This window comes from Mesorhizobium sp. LNJC405B00 (assembly GCF_000502615.1).
GTDB lineage: Bacteria > Pseudomonadota > Alphaproteobacteria > Rhizobiales > Rhizobiaceae > Mesorhizobium.
Genome location: NZ_AYWC01000001.1, coordinates 655,424 through 680,402, shown reverse-complemented (window position 1 = coordinate 680,402; position 24,979 = coordinate 655,424). Strand labels below are relative to the sequence as shown.

The following is a 24,979-nucleotide window of genomic DNA, read 5'->3' as shown; positions in this document are numbered from 1 at the left end:
GGCTTGTGGGGAGCGGCGTCTGACACGCAGAGCGTTTTGCTTAGCCGGGTGAGCGCCAGGACATTGATATCGCGCTTCAAGCCAGCCACAGCAAGCGCCGGCGCGCAACGGGGCAGGGATGTCGAAGAGCAACAACGTCTACAAGGACGCTTACAATAGGGGTCTGCGGCTGCTCGATGAGACGCAGAGCCTGCCGTCGGAGCCGGAGCTGGGCACTTTGCTTGGCGTCAGCCGTACCACCGTGCGCACCATTCTGGCGCGCATGGAAGAGACCGGGCTGATCGCGTGGAACAAACGCAGCAAGACAGTGCTCAGGACGCCGAAGCCGGATGATTTCTTCCCCGAGGAGGAGACAGACACACTGGCCCAGATCATCGAGCGGTCGTTTATGCGCAGGTTGCTGGCCGGCGGTGCAGAGGCCGGCATGCAGATCAACGAGCTCGAACTGGCGCGCGAGATCGGCGTCGGCACCACCAGCGTGCGCGAGTTCCTGATCCGCTTCTCCCGCTTCGGCCTGATCGAGAAGCGGCGCAACAGCCACTGGGTGCTGAAAGGATTTACCCGTGCCTTTGCGCTCGAACTCACTGAAATCCGCGAAATGTTCGAGATACGCTCGGCGGCGGCCTTTGCCGCCTTGCCTGGGGATAGTCCGGTCTGGGCGGATCTCGACCGGCTGGAAGACGAGCACCGGCTTCTGGCCAGCGAAATCGCCATCCGCTTCAACGAATTCTCGGAGCTAGACGAGCGCTTCCACCGGCTGATCCACCGGGCGTCGCACAACCGCTTCATCGTCGATTTCTACGACGTCATCGCCATGATCTTTCACTACCACTACCAGTGGAACAAGGCGCAGGAGCGCGAGCGCAACGAAGTCGCGGTTGGCGAGCATCTCGCCTACATCGCGGCGCTGAAATCGCGCGATCTCGGCAAGGTCGACGCCGCCTGCCGCAAGCATCTGAAGTCGGCACGCCACACGCTGTTGACGTCGATTCCGGAAATCGGCGGCCGCCCGGCTTCCTGAGCGCGACTTCCGAAGGGAGGTTATGCGCACAAGATCTCTGCCTCATGCGTTATCCCAAACCGCTGCGCACTTTTGTGCGACATGGATCGAACGCGCCGCGTTGCCGCAGCGATGATTTGGCGATTTTCCGCCGACATGCCGCGTGCTAGATATCCACGCGTTGCTGCGTGAAGAGGCAGGTCTTTGGACTTCCGGCGTAAGAGATGGAGCATGACGGCCGCCTTTGTCGCGGCCTGTGTGCTGCTGCTCCAGTCGACGCTCGGCGTGTTTGCCTTCGGCATTGCGCCGGATGCCTCGCAACTCGACGCTTTCGGCAATGTCATCTGCAGCCATGAGGGAGCGGTCAAGCTTCCCGGCGGCGATCCGCACCAGCAGCATATGCCGGCGTGCTGCATGCTCGGCTGCAGCATGGCCTCCGTCGCCTATGCGCCGCCGGCAGGCGTCGGCCTGGCGCCGGTCAGCCAGTACTTGGAAACAGTCGCTTTTGCCCCGCCGGCAGTCAGGCATCCCGACGTCACGCGTGAGCGCTCTCCGGCCAATCCGCGCGCGCCGCCGCTTGCGGGCTGAAAAACCGCCGCTCGCTTCGCGTAACCTGCGCAGGCGATAATCATCCAATGATAAACACGTTCGCAGCCGGACAAAGGCGCGACCTCATATTCATGGAGCCTACCCATGTTCCTTTTTCTTCGTGCCGGCGCGTTGCGTCGCAGTGCCCCTTTCTCCACCACTATCGAGCAGCGTCTCGGCAGCGCCCTCTTCGCCTTTGCACTGTTGTTCGCCGGCCCCCATTCCGTCCTTGCGCATGAGTTCAAGGCCGGTGACATCGAGATCAAGCATCCCTGGTCGCGCGCCACGCCGGCCGGCGCCAAGGTTGCCGGCGGCTATTTCACCATCGTCAACAAGGGCAGCGCACCAGACCGGCTGCTGTCGATTGCCTCCGATATTTCGGGCAAGGCCGAACTGCATGAAATGGGAGTCAAAGACGGCGTCATGACCATGCGCCCGGTCAGTGGCGGCCTGGACATTCCGGCGGGCGGCAAGATCACGCTGGGTCCCGGCGCCTACCACGTGATGTTCATGGATTTGAAGCAGCCGCCTAAAGAAGGCCAGATGTTTGCCGCCACGCTGACTTTCGAGAAGGCCGGAGCGGTGACCGTCGAGTTCGCGGTGCAAGCCATAGGCAGCGCACCGCCAGAGGAAGACAACGACTGACCAATATTGCCAACCGTTTTTCGAGAGGGACCCATCATGAACAAGTATCTTTTGCCCGCCGCTGCATTCCTCGTCCTGGGGACAAGCGCCGCCTTCGCCCATATCACCCTCGAAACCCAGGAAGCGCCTGTCGGTTCGACCTACAAGGCCGTGCTGCGCGTGCCGCATGGCTGTGAAGGAAAGGCGACGATTGCCGTGCGCGTGCAGATCCCGGAAGGGGTGATCGGGGTAAGCCGATGCCCAAGCCCGGCTGGACGCTGCAGGTCAAGAAAGGCAAGTACGAGAAATCCTACCAGCTCTATGGCGAGGCGGTGACCTCGGGCGTCAAGGAAGTCGACTGGAGCGGCGGCAGCCTGCCGGATGAATTTTATGACGAGTTCGTCTTCCGCGGCACGTTGGCCGCCGATCTGCCGGCCGGGCAAAAACTCTATTTTCCGGTGGTGCAGGAATGCGATGGGGCCACCACGCGTTGGATAGAGATTCCGGCGGCTGGTCAGGATGAGGATGCGATGGAAGATCCGGCGCCCGGCCTCAACCTGCTGCCGAAGAAATGATGCAATGGCGGCGCGCTGCTTCGAAGCGGCGCGCCACTGTTTTGGTGGATGGCATGAACGTGGCCTGTTTTCAGCGGATAGAACGGACAGCCGGCAGGTGCTTCGGCCTGCTGGCCGCGATCCTGCTGCTTGCCGTCCTTGCCACGCCAAACCAGGCCTTTGCCCATGCGGCGCTGATCAAGGCCGAGCCTGCCGACGGCGCGGTTCTGGAGCGAGCGCCGACGCAATTTTCGCTGACCTTCAGCGAGCCTGTGTCGCCGCTGGTGCTGACCTTGGTGCGGCCCGACGGTACGCCTGTCGCTTTGACCTCGTTTCGGTTGAGCGACCAAACGGTTGAGATCGACAATCCACAAAAGCTCGGGCCGGGCACCCATGTCTTGAGCTGGCGGGTGATTTCCGCCGATGGCCATCCGGTCGGCGGCTCGGTGCTGTTTTCCGTTGGCGCGCCAAGTGCGGCGCCGGCGGTGGGGGAAGCTGTCGATATAGATTTGCGGTCAGCGATCTGGACCGGCAAGGTTCTTCTCTACATCGGGCTTTTCCTCGGCATTGGCGGCGCCTTCGCGCTGACATGGCTGGCGCAAGGCCAGCGCTCAGGCCAGCGCTTCGTCATTGCCGCCATCCTGTGCGGGCTGGTCGCAGCACCCCTGTCGCTCGGGTTCCAGGGGCTGGACGCGCTGGGCGCGCCACTCGCCCGGCTGGCGCAACCGGTGGTCTGGCGGACGGCGCTTGGCACCAGCTTCGGCTGGACGGTGCTGATTTCGCTGGCGGCGCTCGGGCTTGGCCTGCTGTCGTTGGTCGGATCGCGTGCTGGCGCCAGGCCGTTGGCGCTCGCCGGGCTGGCCGGTGTGGGTGCAGCCTTTGCCGCCAGCGGCCATGCCAGTGCAGCCGAACCGCAATGGCTGACGCGGCCTATGGTGTTCCTGCATGGCGCCGGCATCGCTTTCTGGGCTGGAGCATTGCTGCCGCTCGGCCTGGCGTTGAGCAGCCAATCGGTGGAAGCCGGGGCGTTCCTGCGGCGGTTTTCGCGCGCGATCATGCCCGTGGTGGTAGTGCTTGCCGCCGCCGGTGTGGTGCTCGCCATCATCCAGGTGCAGACACCGGCGGCACTGGTCAACACCGCCTATGGCCGGCTGCTGCTGATCAAGCTGGCGCTGCTGGTGTTTCTGTTCACGCTGGCGGCGGTCAATCGATGGCGGCTCACCGCCTTGGCCGAGGCCGGAGCGACGGAAGTGCGGCGACGGCTTAGCCGCTCGATCTCAGTCGAAATGCTGATCGTGCTCCTGATCTTCGGCGTTGCCGCCGGCTGGCGCTTCACGCCGCCGCCACGGGCCCTGGCAATCGCCGCGGCACAACCGACGTCGACCCATATCCACACTATGAAGGCGATGGCCGACATCGACATCACGCCCGGCCATACCGGGGAGGTCACCGCCTCCATCGTCATCATGGATGGCGATTTCGGCCCGCTCGACGCCAAGGAAGTGACGCTGGTGCTGTCCAAGCCCGATTCGGGGATCGAGCCGATCAAGCGTCCGGCGACCAAGCCAGGCGACGGCACCTGGCGCGTCGATAATCTCGTCATTCCGATTCCAGGCCGCTGGACGGCGCGGCTCGATATTCTGGTTTCGGATTTCGAAGTGGTAAAGATCGAAGCGCCGATCGATATCCGCGCCGAGTGATATTCAGCCCGCCTGCGAAGGGCGCTCAGCCGAGTTCCTGGGCTAACCCGATGAGATGCCCTTCCGGCCCGCGGATGTAGCAGAGCCGATACACGTCCTGGTAACGGACGACTTCACCGGCCAGCTGCGCGCCACGCTTGCGGAGCCTTTCAAGCGTGTCGTCGATGCCGTCCACGGTAAACATGACGCGCAGGTAGCCCAGGGCATTGACCGGGGCGTTGCGGTGATCGGCGACGACCGTCGGCGTGAGGAAGCGGGAGAGCTCGAGCCGGCTATGGCCATCCGGTGTGCGCATCATGGCAATCTCGACGTGCTGATCGCCGAGCCCGGTGACACGTCCGGCCCACTCGCCTTCGATCGTCGCCCGCCCTTCCAGTTCGAGGCCGAGCTCGCGAAAGAAGGCAATCGTCTCGTCGAGGTCATCGACGACGATTCCGACATTGTCCATCCGTTTGACTGCCATAAGTTCAACCTAACGTCATATGTTCGATCGGCAAGGCGTCGCCTGGTCACCAACTGACCCTTCCTGACTCGGTCTGACACAACGCAGACGCAACACAATTCGGCGAGGCGGTTGACGTGGCGCGAAAGGCCCGTCAATCATCTCGCCGAAAAATGGGCATCCCGAAAAACGCGGCCTCAACAAAATCCGAAAGCAGGGAAGAAACGATGGAAAAAGCCGAAATAGGCCTGATCGGCCTTGGCACAATGGGCTCCAACCTCGCGCTCAACATTGCCGAGCACGGGCACCGCATCGCCGTCTTCAACCGCACCAAGGCGCGCACCGATGCCTTCCTCGAAGGCGCCGGTTCGCTCAGGGACATGGTGGTGCCCTGCTACAGCCTGGAGGAACTGGCAGCTGCGATCAAGCCGCCGCGCCCGGTCATCATCATGGTGCTGGCCGGCAAGCCGGTCGACGAACAGATCGAAGCGCTGCGCGGCGTGTTGTCTGACAACGATATCGTCATCGATGCCGGCAACGCCAATTTCCGCGATACGATGCGGCGCTTTTCGGAACTGTCGGGCTCAGGTCTCACCTTCATAGGCATGGGCGTATCCGGCGGCGAGGAAGGCGCGCGCCATGGACCGTCGATCATGGTCGGCGGCACCGAAGACTCCTGGAAGCGCGTCGAACGCGTGCTGACCGCGATCTCGGCTAAGTTCAAGGATGAACCGTGCGCTGCCTGGCTTGGCACAGACGGCGCCGGGCATTTCGTGAAAACCATCCACAACGGCATCGAATATGCCGACATGCAGATGATCGCCGAGATCTACGGCATCCTGCGTGACGGTCTCGGCATGGGGCCGAAGGAGATCGGCAAGGTCTTCGAGGACTGGAACAAGGGCCGGCTCGATTCGTATCTGATCGAGATCACCGCCAAGGTGCTGGCCGCCGACGATGCAAAGACCGGCAAGCCGGTGGTCGACATCATCCTCGACCGTGCCGGCCAGAAGGGCACCGGCAAATGGTCTGTCATCGAGGCGCAGCAGCTCGGCATTCCGGCGACGGCCATCGAGGCGGCGGTGGCGGCCCGCGTGCTGTCGTCGATCAAGGATGAGCGGCAGGCGGCCGAAAAAGCCTATGGCAATATCGGCGTCATCAAGATCTCCGGCGACAAGGCGGCACTTCTGAAAGACCTGGAGCTGGCGCTGCTCGCCGGCAAGATCGCCGCCTATGCACAAGGTTTCGCGGTGATGAGCGCCGCCTCGAAGGAGTTCAACTGGAACTTGCCGATGCCGACCATCGCCAAGATCTGGCGTGCCGGCTGTATCATCCGCTCGCAGATGCTCGACACCATGGCGGAAGCCTTCGGCTCGGGCGGCGCGTCCACCAACCTTTTGATGGCGCCGGCTTTCACCACCATGATGCAGGAGGCGCATCCGTCGCTCCGGCGCATCGTCGCAAGAGCGTCGGAGGCCGGTTCGCCCGTGCCGGCGCTGGCGTCGGCGCTTGCCTATTTCGACAGCTACCGCCAGGGCCGCGGCACCTCGAACCTGATCCAGGCGCAGCGCGATTTCTTCGGCGCGCATGGTTTCGAGCGCATCGGCGAGCAGGGGGCTTTCCATGGCCCATGGGGCAGCGGCGCTGCCGGCTAGGGTCAGGTGAGGCGGCCTCTCAGGTCGTGCCAGTCAGCCCTGATACGCGACGACGTCGCCTGGCTTGACCACAGTCTGCAAAGAGCCAGGTGCCGCGCCGCCTATCCAGCCCAGCACGGCGCGGGCAAGCTCGGTGCCGGCGAGGCGGAAGTCTTCGTTGACGATCAGCAACTCCCGGCGGAACAGATGCAGCAGTTCCGACGATTGCTTGGACACGACATCGACGTCGCGGCCGAGTTTCAGGCCGGCATCCTCGATGCCGGCGACGATGGCCAGCGTTGCTGCGGCGGCGCTGCTGACGAAACCGTCCGGCCTGACGTCGCGGCGCATCAACTGCGCGGTCCGCGTCCTGATCTGATCGATCGACTGGTCGATCGAAACAGCGTTGAACGGCACTTCGCTGGCGTCGACCTCGCTCAGTGCGTCGGCAAAGCCATTGACCGTGTGGTCGTAATAGGTGAGCCCGACCGGCGGCGCTACCAGCGCCAGCCGGCGCCGGCCGACGCTGGCCAGATGGCGCACCGCTTCGGCGGCGAAGGCGTAATTGTCGAAGTCGTGATAGGGGTGGACAAGCCCCATATCGGTGCGGCCATGCGTGGCAAAGGGTATGCCACGCTCCAGCATGTAGCGGGCGCGCGGATCGTTGGGCTGCGTGCGTGAGATGATGACGCCATCGGCCGAGCCGGACTCGACCAGATACTTTACCGGGTCCAGCGGATCCTGCGAGCGCGAGTAGGGCGTGACGATCAGGTGATAGGGTGTGTCGGCAATGACCTCCGAGACGCCGTAGATGATGTCCGAGACAAAGCTCATGATCTCGCGCTCGGTATTGAGCACGAGGCTGATAACATTGGTCTTGCCAGTCCGCAGGCGCACGCCGGCGCGGTTCGGCCGGTAGCCGATCTGCCTGGCGACGAGTTGAACCCGCCGCCTGGTCTCGGCGCCGATCTCGGGTGCATCCTTGAGCGCGCGCGAGACGGTGGTGACGCCGAGCCCGGTCATGAAGGCAAGCGTTTTCAGCGTCGGCCGCTCATGCGCCGACGCCTCGTCGTCCTTCTCCGTCTGGTCCCTGTCCATTCGTCCCGCCCCGTCAGGCGCATAGCAGCCGCCGGACCAGCCGACAATCGCTTCGATGACGATGTGGCACGGTTCTTCGCCGTCAGGCCTCAATATACTGAAACGTTACAGATTTCCAACATCGCAGCGCGTGGGTCTCTCAAGCCATGGTTTTGGCAGGGTTTTGGCGGCCAGAAACGTTGCGCGACAATCAGATTCGAGACGGTTTTCTTGCGCTGCAGCATGATTTTGCAGCGCAGCACCCGGTTTTGCGCGGAGTTTGCCGGTTTGCTCGCAACGAATTTGTTCGCGCCTCGAAAAAACATTCGAGCGCGTTTATCTCAGGGGTTGCACGCACCGCATAATTGCCGTATCGAAAATCTGTAACGTTTCAGATTCTGGGAGGAACCGAAATGCGCTATAGACTTTTGACCGCTGCCCTTGCCGCGACGGCCGCGCTTCAGCTTGCCGGCCCGGCGGCCGCCACCGACCTGGAAGTCACCCATTGGTGGACGTCGGGCGGCGAGGCGGCGGCGGTTGCGGAATTCGCCAAGGCCTTCGACGCGACCGGCAATCACTGGGTCGACGGCGCCATTGCCGGATCCGGCGGCACGGCACGGCCGATCATGATCAGCCGCATCACCGGCGGCGATCCGATGGGCGCCACCCAGTTCAATCACGGCCGGCAGGCCGAAGAACTGGTGCAGGCCGGCCTGATGCGCGACCTCACCGATGTCGCCACCAAGGGCAAGTGGACGGAAATCGTGCGGCCGAAGAGCCTGCTCGACAGTTGCACCATAGACGGCAAGATCTACTGCGTGCCGGTCAATATCCACTCCTGGCAGTGGTTGTGGCTGTCGAACGAAGCCTTCGAGAAGGCCGGCGTGCCGCTGCCGAAGGACTGGAATGAATTCGTGGCGGCAGCGCCCGCCCTGGAAAAGGCGGGCATCATCCCGCTCGCTGTCGGCGGACAGGCCTGGCAATCTTCCGGCGCCTTCGATGTGCTGCTGGCGGCGGTCGGCGGCACCGATGCATTCCTCAAGGTCTACAAGGACAAGGACGCCAAGTTCGCCGCTGGGCCCGAGATCGCCAAGGTCTTCAAGGCCGCCGACGATGCCCGCAAGATGGCGAAGAACACCAATGTGCAGGACTGGAACCAGGCGACCAATCTGGTCATCACCGGCAAGGCCGGCGGCCAGATCATGGGTGACTGGGCGCAAGGCGAGTTCCAGGTTGCCGGCAAGGTCGCCGGCAAGGACTATGCCTGCCTGCCGGGCCTCGGTCTGAACGAAGTTATCGCCACCGGCGGCGACGCCTTCTATTTCCCGCTGCTCAAGGATGCCGACAAGTCCAAGGCGCAGGAGGTGTTGGCAGAGACGCTGCTCGACCCTAAGACTCAGGTCGCCTTCAATCTCAAGAAGGGCTCGCTGCCGGTGCGCGGTGACGTCGATCTCAATGCGGCGAACGACTGCATGAAGAAGGGTCTGGCCATCCTCGCCAAGGGCGCCGTCATCCCGTGGACGGACCAACTGCTTTCGCAGGATACCCAGAAGCAGAAGGAAGATCTCTTCGCCGAATTCTTCGCCAAGCCGGACCTGACCATCGAAGACGCGCAGAAGCGCTTCGCCGACCTCATCGCTTCGGCAGACTGACGTTGGAGGCAATACACCTCGCTCCCGGCCTTGCGAAAGCAGGGCCGGGATCGCACCGCCCTTACCCAGCCGGCTGACGAGATGAGCAAGAGCGAACGCCCCAACCCGCTGTTCCGCAACATCAATGCGAAGGTCGCCTCGATCCCGATGATCCTCACCGCGTCGGTGGTTTTCGTCGGCGGCACCGTCTGGACGGTGTTCTATTCCTTTACCAATTCGAAGCTGCTGCCACGGCTGAATTTCGCCGGGCTCGACCAGTATTACCGGCTGTGGGCGACGCCGCGCTGGCTGATCTCGATCGAGAACCTTTTGATCTACGGCGCGATCTCGCTCGTGTTCTCACTGGTCATCGGCTTCCTGCTTGCAGCGCTTCTCGACCAGAAGATCCGTTTCGAGGACACGTTCCGCACCATCTTCCTCTATCCGTTCGCGCTTTCCTTCATCGTCACCGGCCTGGTCTGGCAGTGGCTGCTCAATCCGGATTTCGGCATCCAGCATGTGGTGCGGGACCTCGGCTGGACGAGCTTCAACTTCGACCCGCTCTACAATTCCAGCATCGTCATCTACGGCATTTCGATTGCGGCGCTGTGGCAAGGCACCGGGCTCATCATGTGCCTGATGCTGGCCGGCCTGCGCGGCATCGACGAGGACATCTGGAAGGCAGCGCGGGTAGACGGGATCCCGATGTGGAAGACCTATCTGTTCATCGTCATCCCGATGATGCGGCCGGTTTTCATCACCACGCTGGTCATCATCGCGTCGGGCATCGTCAAGGTCTACGACCTCGTTGTCGCCCAGACCAGCGGCGGCCCCGGAATCGCCTCCGAAGTGCCGGCCAAATATGTCTATGACTACATGTTCTTCGCACAGAATCTTGGCCAGGGCTTTGCCGCCTCGACCATGATGCTGCTCTCGGTGGTGATCGTCGTCGTGCCGTGGGCCTACCTTGAATTTGGAGGCAGGAAGCGTGGCTGACCCGGCCGTCCCTTTGCCCGCCAGCGCGGGTGTCGCCGAGCGCGAAGCCTCCGGGCCGCGCGGGCCGAAGCCGCGGCATGTCTTCTCGCGCCGCAATATCTTCCTCTATGGCACGCTGATCGTGGTGGCGGTCTACTATCTGCTGCCGCTCTACGTGATGGTCGTAACCTCGCTCAAGGGCATGCCCGAGATACGGATGGGCAATATCTTCTCGCCGCCGCTCGAAATCACGTTCGAACCGTGGGTGAAGGCGTGGGCGACCGCCTGCACCGGCCTCAATTGCGACGGGCTTTCGCGCGGCTTCTGGAATTCGGTGCGCATCACCGTGCCGTCGGTGCTGCTGTCGATCGCGATCGCCTCGGTGAACGGCTATGCGCTCGCCAACTGGCGCTTCAAGGGCGCCGACACATTCTTCGTCATCCTGATCGTCGGCGCCTTCATCCCCTATCAGGTGATGATCTATCCGATCGTCATCATCCTGCGCGAGATCGGCCTCTACGGCAGCCTCAGCGGCCTGGTGATCGTCCATTCCATCTTCGGCATGCCGATCCTCACGCTTTTGTTCCGCAACTATTTTGCCTCGATGCCGGAAGAGCTGTTCAGGGCGGCACGGGTCGACGGCGCCGGCTTCTGGGGCATCTTCCTGCGGATCATGGCGCCGATGTCGCTGCCGATCTTCGTCGTCGCCATCATCCTGCAGGTGACCGGCATCTGGAACGACTTCCTGTTCGGCGTCGTCTACACCCGCCCCGACACCTATCCGATGACGGTGCAGCTCAACAACATCGTCAATTCGGTGCAAGGCGTGAAGGAGTACAACGTCAACATGGCCGCCACCATCCTGACCGGCCTTGTGCCACTCATCGTCTACTTCATTTCCGGCAAGCTTTTCGTGCGCGGCATCGCCGCCGGTGCGGTGAAAGGGTGATGGCGATGACGGCAGCCAACGGCACCAGCGTTTCGATCCAGGACCTGTCCCTGAACTTCGGCTCTGTATCGGTGCTGCAGACCCTCAATCTCGAGGTCGCAGAGGGCGAGTTCATCGTGCTGCTCGGTCCCTCGGGCTGCGGCAAGTCGACCTTGCTCAACTGCATCGCCGGGCTGCTCGATATTTCCGAAGGCCGCATCTTCATCAAGGGCAAGAACGTCACCTGGGAAGAGCCCAAGGATCGCGGCATCGGCATGGTGTTCCAGTCCTATGCGCTTTATCCGCAAATGACGGTGGAGAAGAACCTGTCGTTCGGCCTGCGCGTTGCCGGCGTGCCCAGGGACGAGATCGCCAAGCGCATCGCCCGCGCCGCCGAGATCCTGCAGATCGAGCCGCTTTTGCAGCGCAAGCCCGCGGCCTTGTCCGGCGGCCAACGCCAGCGCGTGGCGATCGGGCGGGCGCTGGTGCGCGACGTCGACGTCTTCCTGTTCGACGAGCCACTATCCAATCTCGACGCCAAGCTGCGCTCGGAACTGCGCGTCGAAATCAAGCTCCTGCATCGCAAGCTGCAGAACACCATGATCTACGTCACCCACGACCAGATCGAGGCGATGACACTGGCCGATCGTATCGCGGTCATGCGCGGCGGCGTCATCCAGCAGCTCGACGCGCCGCAGACGATCTACAACCGGCCGGTCAACCGGTTTGTCGCCGGCTTCCTCGGCTCGCCGGCGATGAATTTCCTCGAAGGGGAGCTGGAGGCCAGTGCTGCTCCAGTGTTCAGGACCGACGGTGTTTCGGTGCCGCTCGATCGCTATACCTTTGACGGCACGGAGCGCCCGGCCGGCGCTTGCGTGCTGGGCATCCGGCCTGAACATATCGCTTTCGGTGACGCTGCAAAGTCGATGCCGTTTTCCGCCGGCGGTTCGGTCGAGATCGTCGAGCCGATGGGTTCCGACACGCTGGTGTGGACGAAGCTTGCCGGCCGCAACCTCTCCTTCCGCGTCGAGGCGGAACGGACGCTGCGCAGCGGCGATCCGATCCAGTTCGGTTTCGATCCGGCGCGCGCCTCGCTGTTCGACGCCGCGACCGGCAATCGCCTGTGACCCTCTAGAATCATCCGCAAACCATCCTCCCAAGAACGATCCCCCTAAAACGATCTCGCGAAAACGATCCCCCGAAAACATCCCCAAGCCTTAACCACCAAGAAACGGACAAAGACGATGAACTGGTCATTCCAACTCTACAGCGCCCGCAATTTCCAGCCGTGGGAAGGCATCCTGAAAATGCTCGGCAAGCTCGGCTACAAGGAAGTCGAAGGTTTCGGCGGCGTCTATGACGACCCCACGGCGTTCCGCGCCGAACTCGACAAGAACGGGCTTTCGATGCCGACCGGACATTTCTCGATCGATGCGCTGGAGAATGATTTCGACGGCGTACGCAAAACAGCCGACGCACTCGGCATCACGCTCGTCATCTGTCCCTATCTGCTGGCCGAGCAGCGGCCGGCCGACGCTGCCGGCTGGCGCGGCTTTGGCGAGCGTCTGGCCAAGGTCGGCGGGACCGCAAAAAAAGCCGGCTACGGCTTTGCCTGGCACAACCATGATTTCGAGTTCAAGACACTCGCCGACGGCTCGGTGCCGCAGGATCACATCCTGTCGGCTGCGCCCGACATCGGCTGGGAGATGGACGTCGCCTGGGTAGTCCGCGGCGGCGTTGATCCGCTGCCGTGGATCGAAAAGCACGGCAAGCGCATCAGCGCCGTCCATGTCAAGGACATGGCCAACTCAGGCGAAGGCCTTGACGAGGACGGCTGGGCGGATGTCGGCCACGGCACCATCGACTGGGCCGGCCTGATCAAGACACTTCGGGCGAAGAGCGCGGCCAAATATTACGTGATGGAACAGGACAACCCCAACGACATCGAGCGCTTCGCCAGCCGCTCGCTCGCATCCGTCAAGGCTTACTAGGAACAATCATCATGGCAAAGAAACTGGGTATCGGCGTCATCGGTTGCGGCAACATCTCGAGAGCATATTTCTCGCTGGCGCCGCTGTTTCGCGGCATCGAGATGCGCGCCTGCGCCGACATCAACATGGACGCGGCGAAGGCACGGGCGAAGGAGTTCAAGCTGCGCGCCGAGACCGTCGAAGAACTGCTCAAGGATGACGAGATCGACATCATCGTCAACCTCACCATCCCGGCGGTGCACTACGGGGTGTCGAAGCAGATCCTCGATGCCGGCAAGCACGTCTATTCGGAAAAGCCGTTCGTGCTGTCGGTCAAGGAAGGGCTCGACCTCAAGAGCCGCGCCGAGAAGAAAGGGCTGCGCATCGGCTCGGCCCCGGACACGTTCCTGGGCGGCGCGCACCAGCTGGTGCGCAACCTCATCGACACCGGCGCGCTCGGCAAGATCACCAGCGGCACCTGTCATGTGATGGGCCACGGCATGGAGCACTGGCACCCCAATCCCGATTTCTTCTTCCAGCCGGGCGCCGGGCCGGTGCTCGACATCGGGCCCTACTACATCACCAACCTGATCCAGCTGATCGGGCCGGTGAAGCAGGTGGCGGCCTTCGCGACAACGCCTGCCAAGGAGCGCACGATCTCGTCGAAACCGCGCGCGGGCGAGAAAATCCCGGTCAACACGCCGACAACGATCCACGGCCTGCTGGAGTTCGAGAACGGCGCCGTGATCACGCTCAACACCAGCTGGGACGTCTGGGCGCATGGTCACGCGCCGATGGAACTCTATGGTGAGACGGGCACGGTGTTCGTGCCGGATCCGAATTTCTTCGGTGGCGACGTGCGCATAACCAAGGCGGCAAAACCGGTGAAGAAACTGCCGAAATGGCAGCATCCGTTCGGCGTGCCCAACGAAATGCACGGCCAGGGCATGATGGCCAACTACCGCACCGCAGGCCTTGCCGACATGGCGCTGGCGATCGCCGAGGGCCGGCCGCATCGTTGCTCGATGGAGCTCGCGCTGCATGCCGTCGACGTCATGACCGGCCTGTTGCGGTCGGGCGAGACCGGCAAGTTCGTCGCCATGCAGACCAGCTGCGAGCGGCCGGCTGCACTCGGCGTCAAGGACGCAAAAGAACTGTTGGCGAAGCAAAAATGAGGTAGAAGGGTGTCGGCGCGCTCGCGCCGACACCCATACAATCCAGGATCTGTACCCATGCGCTGGCAGCCGGCTGAACACCGCTATGAGAAAATGCTCTACAACAGATGTGGGCGATCCGGCCTGAAACTGCCGGCGATCTCGCTCGGCCTGTGGCACAATTTCGGCAACGACACGCCGCACAAGACCAAGCAGGCGATCGCGCGCAAGGCCTTCGATCTCGGCATCACCCATTTCGATCTCGCCAACAATTACGGTCCGCCGCCGGGCTCGGCCGAGATCGCCTTCGGCGAGATATTGCGCACCGACTTCGCCAGCTATCGCGACGAGCTGATCATCTCGACCAAGGCCGGCTATGAGATGTGGGCAGGGCCTTACGGCGAATGGGGCAGCCGCAAATATGTGCTGGCGAGCCTCGACCAGAGCCTGAAGCGGATGGGGCTCGACTATGTCGACATCTTCTATTCGCACCGCTTCGATCCGGATACGCCGCTTGAGGAAACGATGGGCGCGCTCGACCATGCGGTGCGTTCTGGCAAGGCGCTCTATGCCGGCATCTCGTCCTACAATTCGCAGCGCACGCGCGAGGCGGCCGGCATATTGAAGCAGCTCGGTACGCCCTGCATCATCCATCAGCCGAGCTATTCGATGCTCAACCGCTGGGTCGAAGAGGACGGACTGCTCGATACGCTGGAAGGGCTCGGTGTCGGATCGATCGTGTTCTCGCCGCTGGCGCAAGGCATGCTGACCGACAAATATCTCGGCGGCATCCCCGAGGGTAGCCGCGCCAGCCAAGGCAAGTCGCTGCGGCCCGCCTTCATCAACGAAAAGACCATCGCTAACATCCAGGCGCTGAACGCGATCGCCGGCAAGCGTGGCCAGACGCTGGCGCAGATGGCGCTGGCCTGGGTGCTGCGCAAGGGCCGGGTCACCTCGGCGCTGATCGGCGCCAGCCGGCCCGAACAGGTCGAGGACTGCGTCGGCGCGCTCAAGGTGCTCGAGTTCAGCGATGCCGAGCTCGCCGAAATCGACACTTACGCACGCGAGTCCGACATCAATCTGTGGGCGGCGTCGGCCGAGCGCAAAGGCCCGCCGCGGAAGTAAGCGGAACAGCCGGCACCGGACATGAATCAAAACGGCGGGAAAGATCCCGCCGTTTTGCGTTTATCAAGCTTCGGGCCCGTTCAGGGCTTCTTGGCCGTGCCGAGACCGGCCTTGGGCGCCGCCGCGGCTGCCGGAGCCGGGGTCTTCATCTTGGCTTCGATCCAACCCGTATAGTTGGCCAATCGCGTGTAGATGCCATAGGCATTCTTGTGGCCGCAAGCGGCGGTGCCGTCGGACGGACCTTCGCCCCAGGAGACGACGCCGACCTGGACCGGACCGTTGGCGCCGGTCATGAACAGCGGACCGCCGCTGTCGCCGTTGCAGGCGTCGCGTTCGCCGCTGTCGGTGCCGGCGCAGATCATGTTCTTGGTCAGCGGATCCGACATATCGGCGGCGATCGCATTGGCGGCGGCATCGATGCCCTTTTCCGAATAACGCATCCGGTGGGAGAGATCGCCAAGTGCCGCCTTTAGGTCATGCGCATAGATCGACTTGATGCCGCTGTTGCAGGCAGCGCTCGGCTCGAGATCGAGATCGGCCACCATCAGCGCGGTCGGGAAGGTGCCGTCCTGCATCTTGCCCCAGCCGATGACCGTGGTCTTGCCGCTGTCTGGCGTCGGCTCATTGGTGATCTTGATGACCGGCGCATCGGCGGGCTCCGCCAGCCGGAGCAGGCCGAGATCATTGTCCAGCGTCTGTTCGCTGTAGCCCTCGTTGACGATGACCTCGACCACCTTGTAGCGCTTGCCTTCGGTAAGATCGGTGGCGCCGGTCAGCACGGTCACCGTGTCGGGTGAAGTCGGCCGGCCCTTGTCGTTGAGGCAGTGCGCCGCCGTCAGCACCCATTGCGGAGCAATCAGGCTGCCGCCGCAGAATTGCGCGTTCGGCTGCGAGGCCGGGCTGGGGTCCAGCCGGGCGCTGGTCAGCAGCGCCACCTGGAACGGATAGGCCCCTTTGTCGGCTTCCTTGCCGCCATAGACGCGGTCGGCCCCGTCGGGATTCTCGGCCTTGGCCTTGTCCCGGGATTCGGCGACGCGCTGCATCGGCGAGACCGCCGCTTCCGGCCTGGCGGCGTCGTCGGCTGCATAGAGCGCGTTGACGGCGGGGAAAGCGGCCGCGATGCCCAGCAGCGATGCAGCGGCAAGCGGCCTGAACCGATGGATAATGTTCACCTTGAAACCCTCCTGAGATGAAAAATGCCGAGCCATGCCGCACTGACGCATAACCAACAGAAGCGGTAGCGGTACCTCGATCGCCTTCTGCCAGAACGAACGACATCCGCGCGGTCATAAAACCGAAATACCACTTTTGCTAATCGTGCCCCATCGGGCAGAGCCCACCCAAACCCTATAGCCCCCCACGGCCTACGTGGAAGCGATTTGTCATTGCCAATGTTGGATTATTTTAGGCAGTATATCGACGCGGGTGCGTTTGGCGGAGGGCTTTAACGAGGCCGCCCGGACCGATGATCCGATACGGGCGGGTAACCAAACTAATTTTTTAACTCCACCACGATCTCGACAATATTTCTGTATTTTGCTCCACTCCTTGCTGACTTTTGGGAGAGTCTCACCATGACGAAACTGACAAGCACTATCATTGCGTCCGCACTGCTATCCACCGCACTGTGGACGATGCCTGCCTTCGCCGCCGATCCCGGCTCAGCGAATGCCGGCAATGGCGAAAGCATGCGCGATCTCGGAACGGGCGACTACCAGCCCGGCCGTGCAAAGCCGATCGCGCCGCCGAAACTGACCGAAGATGAAGCCAGCCGGGCAGCGCCGCTGACCGACGAGGGCACGGCGGTCAAATCCTATGGCATCGTCGGACGTTCCGCCGATGGCAAGGACATCAAGATCGATGCAGGCGAGACGCTGAAGGACCTTGTCATCAAGGAATTGAACGCGCCCGCCAACACACCGAACGCCGACAAGACCGGATTGACGGGCGGCGACGAAGCCGGCCGCCAGGTGTTCGGGGCCGACGATCGCGAGCAGATCAAGAACACCAAGACCTACCCGTTCACCGCGATCGGGTATATCGAAGGCAAAGCCAAGAGCGGTTATGGCAGCTGCTCGGGAACCCTGATCGGTCCGCGCACGGTGCTCACCGCCGCGCATTGCCTCTACAGCAATGAAGATAAGGCTTGGCTCGACGACGTCATCTTCGTGCCGTCGCTCAACGGCAACACCGCCGACGATGCACCGTTTGGCGCTTTCAGCTACGAGAGCGTCTATATCCTGCAGGGCTTCATCGACAATTATCAGGGTTACTACGGCTCGGTCATTCCGTGGGACCTCGGCATCATTACGCTGAAGCAGGATGTCGGCACCAATCTCGGCTGGCTGGGTTATGCCAACTATGAGAACCTCGGCGATTTCACCGCAAACATCGTTGGCTATCCCGGCGACAAGCCGATGGGAACGATGTGGAAGGCGACCTGCGAAGTGAAAGCCGAAAACGTCGGCGCGGAGTATTTCCAGTACGACTGCGACACCTATCCGGGGTCGAGCGGCAGCTCGGTCTACGCCTACGACAATGGCGCCAAGCAGCGCGTCGTCACCGGCGTGAACGTGGCCGAAAGCCCCAACGCCAACACTGCGGTGCGCCTGAACGCCGCCAACGTGGCGTGGATCAACAGCCTGTACAAATAAGGCTGAATGATCTTTCGCCGGCAAACAGCGGCGATAACCAGCACTACCAAACCGGCGGCGGGACGTTCCTGCCGCCGGTTTTTTTAGTATCGAAACACCTCTCTTGCACTGTGTTGCAGCGGTGCTTACGCTAGGCGATCCAAGGGGTTGGGTAAGATGGCGCGGGCAAGAATGATCTTCGGGGTCAAAGCGATGGCGGCTGCATCCATGCTGGCCGCACTGACATGCTTTTCCGCTATGGCCGATCAAGGCGGTGCCGCACCCGATGGCGCCTGGGCCGAGCGGGTGCAAATCCTCTATCAAAGCGAAACACGTTCGGTGCTGCGCAAGAATGTACGGGTCTGGGATTCCCACCCGGAATTGGGTCTTGATTTCACCTGGGAGCCGGCAGCCGGCGTGTCGCCGGACCGCACCGTCGCAGCCGACGGCACCGTCAACGGCAAGGGCAGGCTGGTCTGGCGCGTACGCGGCTCGGCGAGCTACGACCCCAAGACGATCTATTCCAGCTATTTCGGCGAGATCAGGAATGGCCGCCCCGAAGGACAAGGCCGGCTGGAGCTGCGTTCGGGCGAGATTCTCGACGGCCATTGGGTCGCCGGCCAGCTCGACGGCCATGCGATCCATGTCGATGCCGACGGCAATCGCTATGAAGGGCAATTCAGGGCCGGTGTGCCGAATGGCGAGGGCAGGCTGGAGACGAAGACAGGCAAGATATTCGTCGGCTCTTTTGCCGATGGGCTGAAGGATGGCAAGGGCCGCACCCGGTTGCCCGGCGGCACCGTCTACTGGTCGCAATGGGCGATGGGCAAGGAGATCGGCGGTGCGCGCCCCGACGTGCTGGCCGATGCCAGAGTGGGCGGGTTGCTCAAGGCGCAGACCGGCGGCGGTTCCGCCGACAAGGTCGAGATCGGCATTGCCGTCGACCAGCGCATGACGCAGCAGGCCGACATGCAGTACCAGCATCTGGTGCGCGACGAAGACATCGCGATCTATCCGGTGTCGGACCAGTACAATGATGCCTGGAACGGCACCGGAGAGATTCGTACCGGCAATGTCTATGAAGGCATGGACTGGGAGACGGCGCCGGCCTTCGCCGAAGTCGACCTCAAGACCACCGACCAGTCGAGGGTCAAGATCGACAGCCTGGAAATGAAGGTGGCCGCGAGCGAGGCCTACCGCAAGCCGATGCTGTCGATCAGCGAGCATTATGGCTGCGTCGGCTTCCGCCCCGACTTCTCGATCGTCAACAATGGCTGGGGCGACGTGAAAGACATGAAGATGTCGATCCAGTTCACCAGGACCGACGAGGAGGACAACGCGACCGGCGAGCCGAGCCGCACGTTCACGAAGGACATCGGCACTTTCGGCGACGGCGTCGACGTCTCGATCAAGAACGTGCTGATTGAAGCCGGCGTCGACACAACCACGCTCGAGACCGAGCGCTTCACTTGCCCGTCAAGGGACAGCCTGGATGTCTGCCGCGCCCAGGTGGCCAACAAGGTCAAGTTCGGCGACGTTGTCGATTACATCAGCGGCAGCGTCGAGAAAATGAGCGTGACCGGGATTGGCAAGCTCGATTATTCCTGGGCGGACGAACAGGGCGCTATCTACCAACAGAGCGAGCCGTTTCGCGTCATCGTCTCGCTGGTCAGCATCGAGGTTCCAGAATCGCTCGCCGAATGCGGCGATGGCGGCGGCGCGTCGCCCGAAGCGCTGCGCTACCAGAACATCGAATTTCCGATCGGCAAGACCGATTACAGCATCCCCATGCCGGTGCGCGGCAATAAGCATCTCAGCGCCTACACGGCACGGCTGAAAATGTGGTCGTCAATGTCGTCGATCCATCGCTTCAGCATCGCCGCCCATTTCGCCGATGGCAGCACACGGGAGAGCAAGCCGGCCACGTTCTTCTATTTCAGGCCGAAGCAGTCGCTGTTTGAAACCAGCACCAAGCCGGCGGTCTGCTATCTGCCGGAAGATATGCAAGGCTGTTGAGGTCCTGTCACGTCCTTTCGGGAATCGCGTTATTTCGAGCCCATCTCGAAATAATTGGGCAGCGGGATCAGCCTGGCAAAGATCGTGCCCTGGCTGAACACCCTGAGTTCCAGCATCGACCCGGACGATCGTTCGGCCTTCTGGTCGAACAGGAAATTGCCGAGCGAATAGATCTCCGCAACATCGCCGCCGCCGAGCGGAAGGATCGCCTCGCTCGATACATGCGGATGGCCGCCGACGATTGCCGTGACGCCGCGCAGCCGCATCTGGTCGGCAAGCATCTCCTCGCGCGGCGACGGCTCCGTCTTGTACTCGCGGCCCCAATGGACGAAGGCAATCACCGGCCGCTCGGCATTGTCGTGCAGCAGCCGGTCGAGCAAAGCAGGCGTCAGAAGGTCGGTGTTCCTGGAGCCGTTGGTATCAATGTCGGTCAGCCCGACCAGGTCGAGATCGGCAAGCGCCAGCGTCTCGCCCTGGCCGAAATGGGCGATGCCGGCGGCGTCCAGAGCGGCCAGCGTCTCGGCATAGCCTGACGGGCCGAGGTCATAGGCGTGATTGTTGGCAAGGCTGACAGCGGCGACATGCAATTTCTTCAGCATGCCGATGGCGAGATCGGTTGGCATCGCCAGCGTCATGTCGTCGATCGCTTCAGGGACGTTGGGCAGGATGACGCCTTCGAGATTGACGATCAGCGGCCGCGAGCGGGTCAGGGCCAGCACGCTGTCGACGATCTTCTCGGCAACACCGTCGCGGACCAGGATCCTCATCATGGCGCGACCGAAATTCACGTCGCCGGCGAAATAATAGAGCTTGTCGTCGGGACGGGCAGGATTGTTCAAGCCGGGGCCGAAGGCGCCGAACAGCGCCACGACATAGCTGGTGGTGCGCTCGACATAGTCGCCCGAATGCGCCTGCGAGTTCTCGTTGGCGACGACCAGGGGCGCAGCACCGAACAGTTCGCGCTGCAGCCTGGTCTGGATATAGAGCGCACCGACCGAATCGGCGTGATCCGGCTGCCGCAGCGCCGCGATGCCGTCGAGCGAACCGGCGGCGAGCATGTTCAGCGTCTGCTGGTCGAAACGCCTGGCTTGGTGCTGCGGCAGATAGTGGGAGAAATCGGTGGATTCGACGATCAGCGTGTCCTTGTCGACGATCGCTTTCAGCGCCTGCGCCAGCCGGTCCCAGTCGCCGCGCTTCGCCTTGACCGACATCGCCACCGGCACGATTTCAGCTTCGGGGAAATAGTGATGCAGGAAAGGCAGCATCGCCTGCACGCCATGCTCCCTGGCGAACAGGCAGGAGTCTTCGACCATGTCGCTGTTCGCTTCCAGAAGGTGCACGGCTTCCGTGTCGGCCTGGACTGGACCGAGCACTGTTTCAAAACCGCGCGGCGTCGTGGCGAAGAGTTTTTGCGTCTCGTGGAAATGGTCCGGCGCCAGGATGACGATGCGCTTGTAGCGGAAGCCGGACGCGGCATGGAAACCGAGCGCGACCAGATCGGCGACAAGCAGGTGGTGGGGGACGGTGATGCCGGTGAGGCGTTGGTTGGAGGGGGTGAGCTTGGCGACGGCGGAGATGGCGTCGGTGAAGAGCGTGGGGTCGGCGTAGAAGGACGGGAAGTTGGCATCGCCCGGTGGACAGGTGATGGGGGCTGCGGACGCTTGGAGGCGTGACAAAATAAAGAAGGCGCCTGCAAAATGCCGCACGATGGTTTGCGCCCAGGCACCCCCCTCTGTCCTGCCGGACATCTCCCCCTCAAGGGGGGAGATTAGCTGTTTTGCGGTTTTCGCGAATCTCCAACGGTGAAGAAAAAGGCGTCGCCAAAGAAGCTGCCAATCTCCCCCCTTGAGGGGGAGATGCCCGGCAGGGCAGAGGGGGGTGCCTTGGCGCAAACCCCTCACGGCTCAGCCAGCACAATGTTCTCCACGCCGCCGACATAGTAGAACGGCTTCTGCTTGGACGCGGTCAGCCGCAGCACTTCGCGCGAAATATAGTCGGCGAGGCCGAACAGCGTCACGCCGCCGTCGGAGGTCTTGGCCCGGCCGCGCAGGCCTTCGAGGATCGAATAGGTGAAGACGCCATGGCCGAGCTCGGGCAGTTCGGCGGCGGTGTTGTTGGCAGCGGTGGCCGAGAAGACGACGATGCGTGCGTCCTGCGCGTCTTTTTCCAGGCGCGGGTTGAAGGCGTTGGCGGCGTGGCAGGTGTCGAGCAGCATGAAGCGCATGCCCTTGGCCCGCTCAACCGACTTCTGGATGTCGCCCCAGTCGACCAGCGAGGAGCGCTTCCAGCGGTCGGGATCCTGTTTGCGGCCGTCCGTGGGGATGAAATAATAGTCTTCGTCGATGTTGATGCCGTGACCGGCGACGAAAATGATGGTGGTGTCGTTCTCGCCGGGTTTGTCGAGGAAGTCGGCGAGCTGGTCGTCGATGGTGTCGGAATCCGGTTCCAGGATGGTGTCGGCGCTGGCGACCTTGAACACGTCCTTGCCGGAATCGGGCGCCTCATCCAGCGCTTCGCGGTTGACCAGAACCAGCGTCTCCATCGCCGAAAACAAGGGCGCGGATTTCTGCGAGATCACCTTGAGGAATTCGGTGGCGTCATCGACGGGATAGCGCAGATCGCAGGCGTGGCCGGCGCATGCATCGGTGAGGAAAGGATATTTGTCGACGCCGATCACGGCGACGTAGAGCTTGCCCTTGTTGGCTGGATTTTCGGTTTTCCTGGCAAGTGCTGTGACACTGCGCTCGGTCAGATAGCCGAACTCGTTGGTGCCGGTGATGCGAATGGTATTTTCGCCATTCTCGACCGGCACTTCGACGATGGTGCTCTTGCCGCCATCGATTGACCGAGCGGTGACATCGCCGACATTGCGGCTGTCCGACAGGATCGAAAATCCGGCGACATCGGCGCCGGCTTCCTGCGCGCCCGAAATCTCGACGGCGACATAGCCCTCGCGGACGTTGCTCTGGTCGGCGGCAAGCTTGATGCCGAATTCCGGCGGTTTGCGCTCGAGCAGCTTTTCCAGCTCGCGGTCGACGCCGGGGCGCATTTCCTGAACCGCCTGTTCGGCGCTGCGCAGGATGATGGCCCGGCGCACCATTTCCGGGCTCCAGAGATATTTTTTCAGCTGGCCGGCGCTGATGAAACGCCCTTCGTGGTCGCGACCCTGATTGACGTGCCAGCCGATCAACTTGTCGCCGTCGGCGGAGGAATAATAGTAGCCCTGCGGCATCCAGGCGATCCATTCGGAGCCGGCGAAGAACATCGACACTATCAGTTTGTGTGTCTTCAAATTCCACAGCCGCACGGTCTGGTCGGCGCTGCTGGTGACCAACAGCCCTTCCTTCTCGGCGGCAACCATGGCGTTGATCTCGCCGGTGTGGCCGGTGAATTCACCCGATAGCTCGGCGGTCGCGGTTTTGTATTCCAACAGCGTGCCGTCGCTGCCGCCGGTGATCAGGCCAAGCCCATTGCCGATCAGCGTGTAAGCCGAATGGACGAAGCCATTGGTGGCGGAATTCTCGATGCTGCGCATCACCTTTCCGCCGCTCGCGATTTCGAGCACGGCATTCTCCAGGCCGTCCTTGCCGCCGGGGGCAGCACGGAGCGACCACTCACCCTGTGCGAGTGCCGCGCGGGCATAGGCGCCCTGTTCCGCAAACGCCACCGGGTCCTCGAAGAACCGCTCGGCCGTCGGTAGCGCCAGCACCTTGTCCAGCGTGCCCTGCAGCTCGGGACAGGACACGCGTTCAGGGCAGGGGTTGGTGTTGCCCCAAGCGATGGAGCTGCTCGCCGCATCGATCCCGATCGCCGTCACCGGTTCGCCGACCCCTTGCAGCAGCGCCTTGCGCTCGCCGGTCATGGGGTTCCAGACCTGGATGGCGTTGCGGGTGCCGCCGGCTGTCGCCACCAGCGAGCCGTCGGCATTGCCGGCGCCAGCAAAGACCGTGCCGTCATGGCCGTTATAATCGAGCAGTTGCTCGCCGCTGTCGGTATTCCAGACCGCCGAGCGATGCTTGTCGGCGCAGCGATAGCTGCATGACGCAACAAGCCGCGAACCCGTGGCGAAGCTCAGAGCGCCGATCTGGAAATCCTGCTTCGGCATGGCGCGGACGAATTTGCCGGTGCTGGCCTGCCAGAGCTGGACGTCGCCGTCCTTGCTGCCGGTGGCGAACAGGCTGCCATCCAATGACACGGCGAGTGCGGCGACGCCGACATCGCGCAGCGGTTCGGCCTCGGCGGGTAAAGCGATTTCCTCTGACTTGGCGATGTCCCAGAGCCTTATGCCGTTGTCGGTGGTCGTCGCCACCAGCCGGGTTCCCGCAGCGGCGAAGGCGAGCTTTTCCACACGCCAGGAATCGGCATCGAGTTTTTCCGTCAGCGTCCAGCCCGACGCGGATTTGTCGTCCGCCCGCCAGAGGTAGACGAAACCATCGCCACCGCCGGCGGCGAGCGTGTTTCCGTCGGGTGAAAAGGCGACATCATAGATGGCATAGTCGGCGGCCTTGAGCACGGTTTTGATCTTGCCGGTGGTGAAATCGAACAGCCTGACATCGCCATAAGGGGGCTTGTCGCCGATGCCGGCGCCGAAATAACCGCCGGCGGCGATCGTCTTGCCATCCGGCGACACGGCAATCGCAAAGACCTTGCCGTCATTGCCATTGCCAAGATAACCGCGGATGGTGCGGAGCGTCACCCCGCTCTGCCAGTCCCAGATGCGGATGGTCTTGTCGTCAGATGCGGAGACCAGTTCCTCGCCGTCCGGCGTGAAGGCAAGGTCGGTGACCCTGGCGCTGTGGCCGCCGGTGTTGAGATCGAGGTGGAAATCGAGGTCCTCGGCACCGGCGGTTGACGTTAACGCCAGAAGACCGACCAGGATTAGCCACCGGATAGCACGCAAGGGATGGGAGCTGCCCGGCACCTTGTTG

19 protein-coding genes and 1 pseudogene are annotated in these 24,979 nt (G+C 62.8%); 15 read left to right on the top strand and 5 right to left on the bottom strand.

Annotation, left to right across the window (positions count from 1 at the left end):
* Positions 1-118: 118 nt before the first annotated feature.
* The 5 genes and pseudogenes from X756_RS161885 (at position 119) to X756_RS161900 (ending at position 4,466) form a co-directional block, all read left to right on the top strand.
* Entirely contained in the window at positions 119-1,021 is a 903-nt protein-coding gene (locus tag X756_RS161885) for a GntR family transcriptional regulator (RefSeq protein WP_023700141.1), read from the top strand.
* A 210-nt stretch (positions 1,022-1,231) separates the two neighbouring features.
* Positions 1,232-1,588: a DUF2946 family protein gene (locus X756_RS161890; protein ID WP_023728562.1), complete on the top strand. Its 357-nt coding sequence runs from the start codon at positions 1,232-1,234 to the stop codon at positions 1,586-1,588.
* Between the two features lie 105 nt (positions 1,589-1,693).
* Entirely contained in the window at positions 1,694-2,233 is a 540-nt protein-coding gene (locus X756_RS161895; RefSeq protein ID WP_023728561.1) for a copper chaperone PCu(A)C, read from the top strand.
* 36 nt (positions 2,234-2,269) lie between these two features.
* Positions 2,270-2,787: pseudogene (locus X756_RS01000000165135) on the top strand (YcnI family protein).
* 53 nt (positions 2,788-2,840) lie between these two features.
* On the top strand, positions 2,841-4,466 hold the full coding sequence (locus X756_RS161900) for a copper resistance CopC/CopD family protein (RefSeq protein ID WP_023728560.1): 1,626 nt from the start codon (positions 2,841-2,843) through the stop codon (positions 4,464-4,466).
* 25 nt (positions 4,467-4,491) lie between these two features.
* Here X756_RS161900 and X756_RS161905 read toward each other — a convergent pair whose 3' ends face one another.
* Positions 4,492-4,929 (bottom strand): VOC family protein, encoded by a 438-nt coding sequence (locus tag X756_RS161905; protein WP_023728559.1) that lies wholly within the window; start codon positions 4,927-4,929, stop codon positions 4,492-4,494.
* Between the two features lie 206 nt (positions 4,930-5,135).
* Between X756_RS161905 and gndA the strand changes: the two genes are divergently transcribed.
* Entirely contained in the window at positions 5,136-6,563 is a 1,428-nt protein-coding gene (gene gndA / locus X756_RS161910; protein WP_023692001.1) for an NADP-dependent phosphogluconate dehydrogenase, read from the top strand.
* Positions 6,564-6,596: 33 nt separating this feature from the next.
* Here gndA and X756_RS161915 read toward each other — a convergent pair whose 3' ends face one another.
* Positions 6,597-7,640 carry a LacI family transcriptional regulator gene (locus tag X756_RS161915; RefSeq protein WP_023683027.1) on the bottom strand — a complete coding sequence of 348 codons (1,044 nt, stop codon included), beginning with the start codon at positions 7,638-7,640 and terminating at the stop codon, positions 6,597-6,599.
* Between the two features lie 392 nt (positions 7,641-8,032).
* On the opposite strand from X756_RS161915, the gene X756_RS161920 reads away from it, so the two are divergent.
* From X756_RS161920 to mgrA, 7 genes are all read left to right on the top strand, one after another.
* A complete protein-coding gene (locus tag X756_RS161920) occupies positions 8,033-9,271 on the top strand; it encodes an ABC transporter substrate-binding protein (RefSeq protein ID WP_023683028.1) in 1,239 nt (412 codons plus the stop codon).
* Positions 9,272-9,352: 81 nt separating this feature from the next.
* Positions 9,353-10,246: a sugar ABC transporter permease gene (locus tag X756_RS161925; protein WP_023683029.1), complete on the top strand. Its 894-nt coding sequence runs from the start codon at positions 9,353-9,355 to the stop codon at positions 10,244-10,246.
* Entirely contained in the window at positions 10,239-11,174 is a 936-nt protein-coding gene (locus tag X756_RS161930) for a carbohydrate ABC transporter permease (protein ID WP_023728558.1), read from the top strand. Before X756_RS161925 ends, X756_RS161930 begins: the two co-directional genes overlap by 8 nt.
* Positions 11,174-12,280: an ABC transporter ATP-binding protein gene (locus X756_RS161935; RefSeq protein WP_031195489.1), complete on the top strand. Its 1,107-nt coding sequence runs from the start codon at positions 11,174-11,176 to the stop codon at positions 12,278-12,280. Before X756_RS161930 ends, X756_RS161935 begins: the two co-directional genes overlap by 1 nt.
* Before the next feature lie 117 nt (positions 12,281-12,397).
* Positions 12,398-13,144: a sugar phosphate isomerase/epimerase gene (locus X756_RS161940; protein ID WP_023728556.1), complete on the top strand. Its 747-nt coding sequence runs from the start codon at positions 12,398-12,400 to the stop codon at positions 13,142-13,144.
* An 11-nt stretch (positions 13,145-13,155) separates the two neighbouring features.
* Positions 13,156-14,298, top strand: coding sequence for a Gfo/Idh/MocA family oxidoreductase (locus X756_RS161945; RefSeq protein ID WP_023728555.1), 1,143 nt, complete (start codon positions 13,156-13,158; stop codon positions 14,296-14,298).
* A gap of 57 nt (positions 14,299-14,355) precedes the next feature.
* A complete protein-coding gene (mgrA, locus tag X756_RS161950; RefSeq protein ID WP_023728554.1) occupies positions 14,356-15,402 on the top strand; it encodes an L-glyceraldehyde 3-phosphate reductase in 1,047 nt (348 codons plus the stop codon).
* Positions 15,403-15,482: 80 nt separating this feature from the next.
* Here mgrA and X756_RS161955 read toward each other — a convergent pair whose 3' ends face one another.
* Entirely contained in the window at positions 15,483-16,574 is a 1,092-nt protein-coding gene (locus X756_RS161955; protein ID WP_023728553.1) for a trypsin-like serine protease, read from the bottom strand.
* Positions 16,575-16,976: 402 nt separating this feature from the next.
* Between X756_RS161955 and X756_RS161960 the strand changes: the two genes are divergently transcribed.
* Both X756_RS161960 and X756_RS161965 read left to right on the top strand, forming a co-directional pair.
* The gene (locus X756_RS161960; RefSeq protein WP_023691993.1) at positions 16,977-18,056 is read left to right on the top strand and encodes a serine protease; all 1,080 of its coding nucleotides are present in this window, start codon (positions 16,977-16,979) and stop codon (positions 18,054-18,056) included.
* 156 nt (positions 18,057-18,212) lie between these two features.
* A complete protein-coding gene (locus X756_RS161965; protein ID WP_023728552.1) occupies positions 18,213-20,051 on the top strand; it encodes a hypothetical protein in 1,839 nt (612 codons plus the stop codon).
* A gap of 29 nt (positions 20,052-20,080) precedes the next feature.
* Here the strand turns inward: X756_RS161965 and amrB are convergent, their stop codons facing one another.
* Complete coding sequence (amrB, locus tag X756_RS161970) at positions 20,081-21,799, bottom strand: AmmeMemoRadiSam system protein B (RefSeq protein WP_084569825.1); 1,719 nt, start codon at positions 21,797-21,799, stop codon at positions 20,081-20,083.
* 149 nt (positions 21,800-21,948) lie between these two features.
* Entirely contained in the window at positions 21,949-24,972 is a 3,024-nt protein-coding gene (locus tag X756_RS161975) for a caspase family protein (RefSeq protein ID WP_031237752.1), read from the bottom strand.
* Between the last annotated feature and the right edge of the window lie 7 nt (positions 24,973-24,979).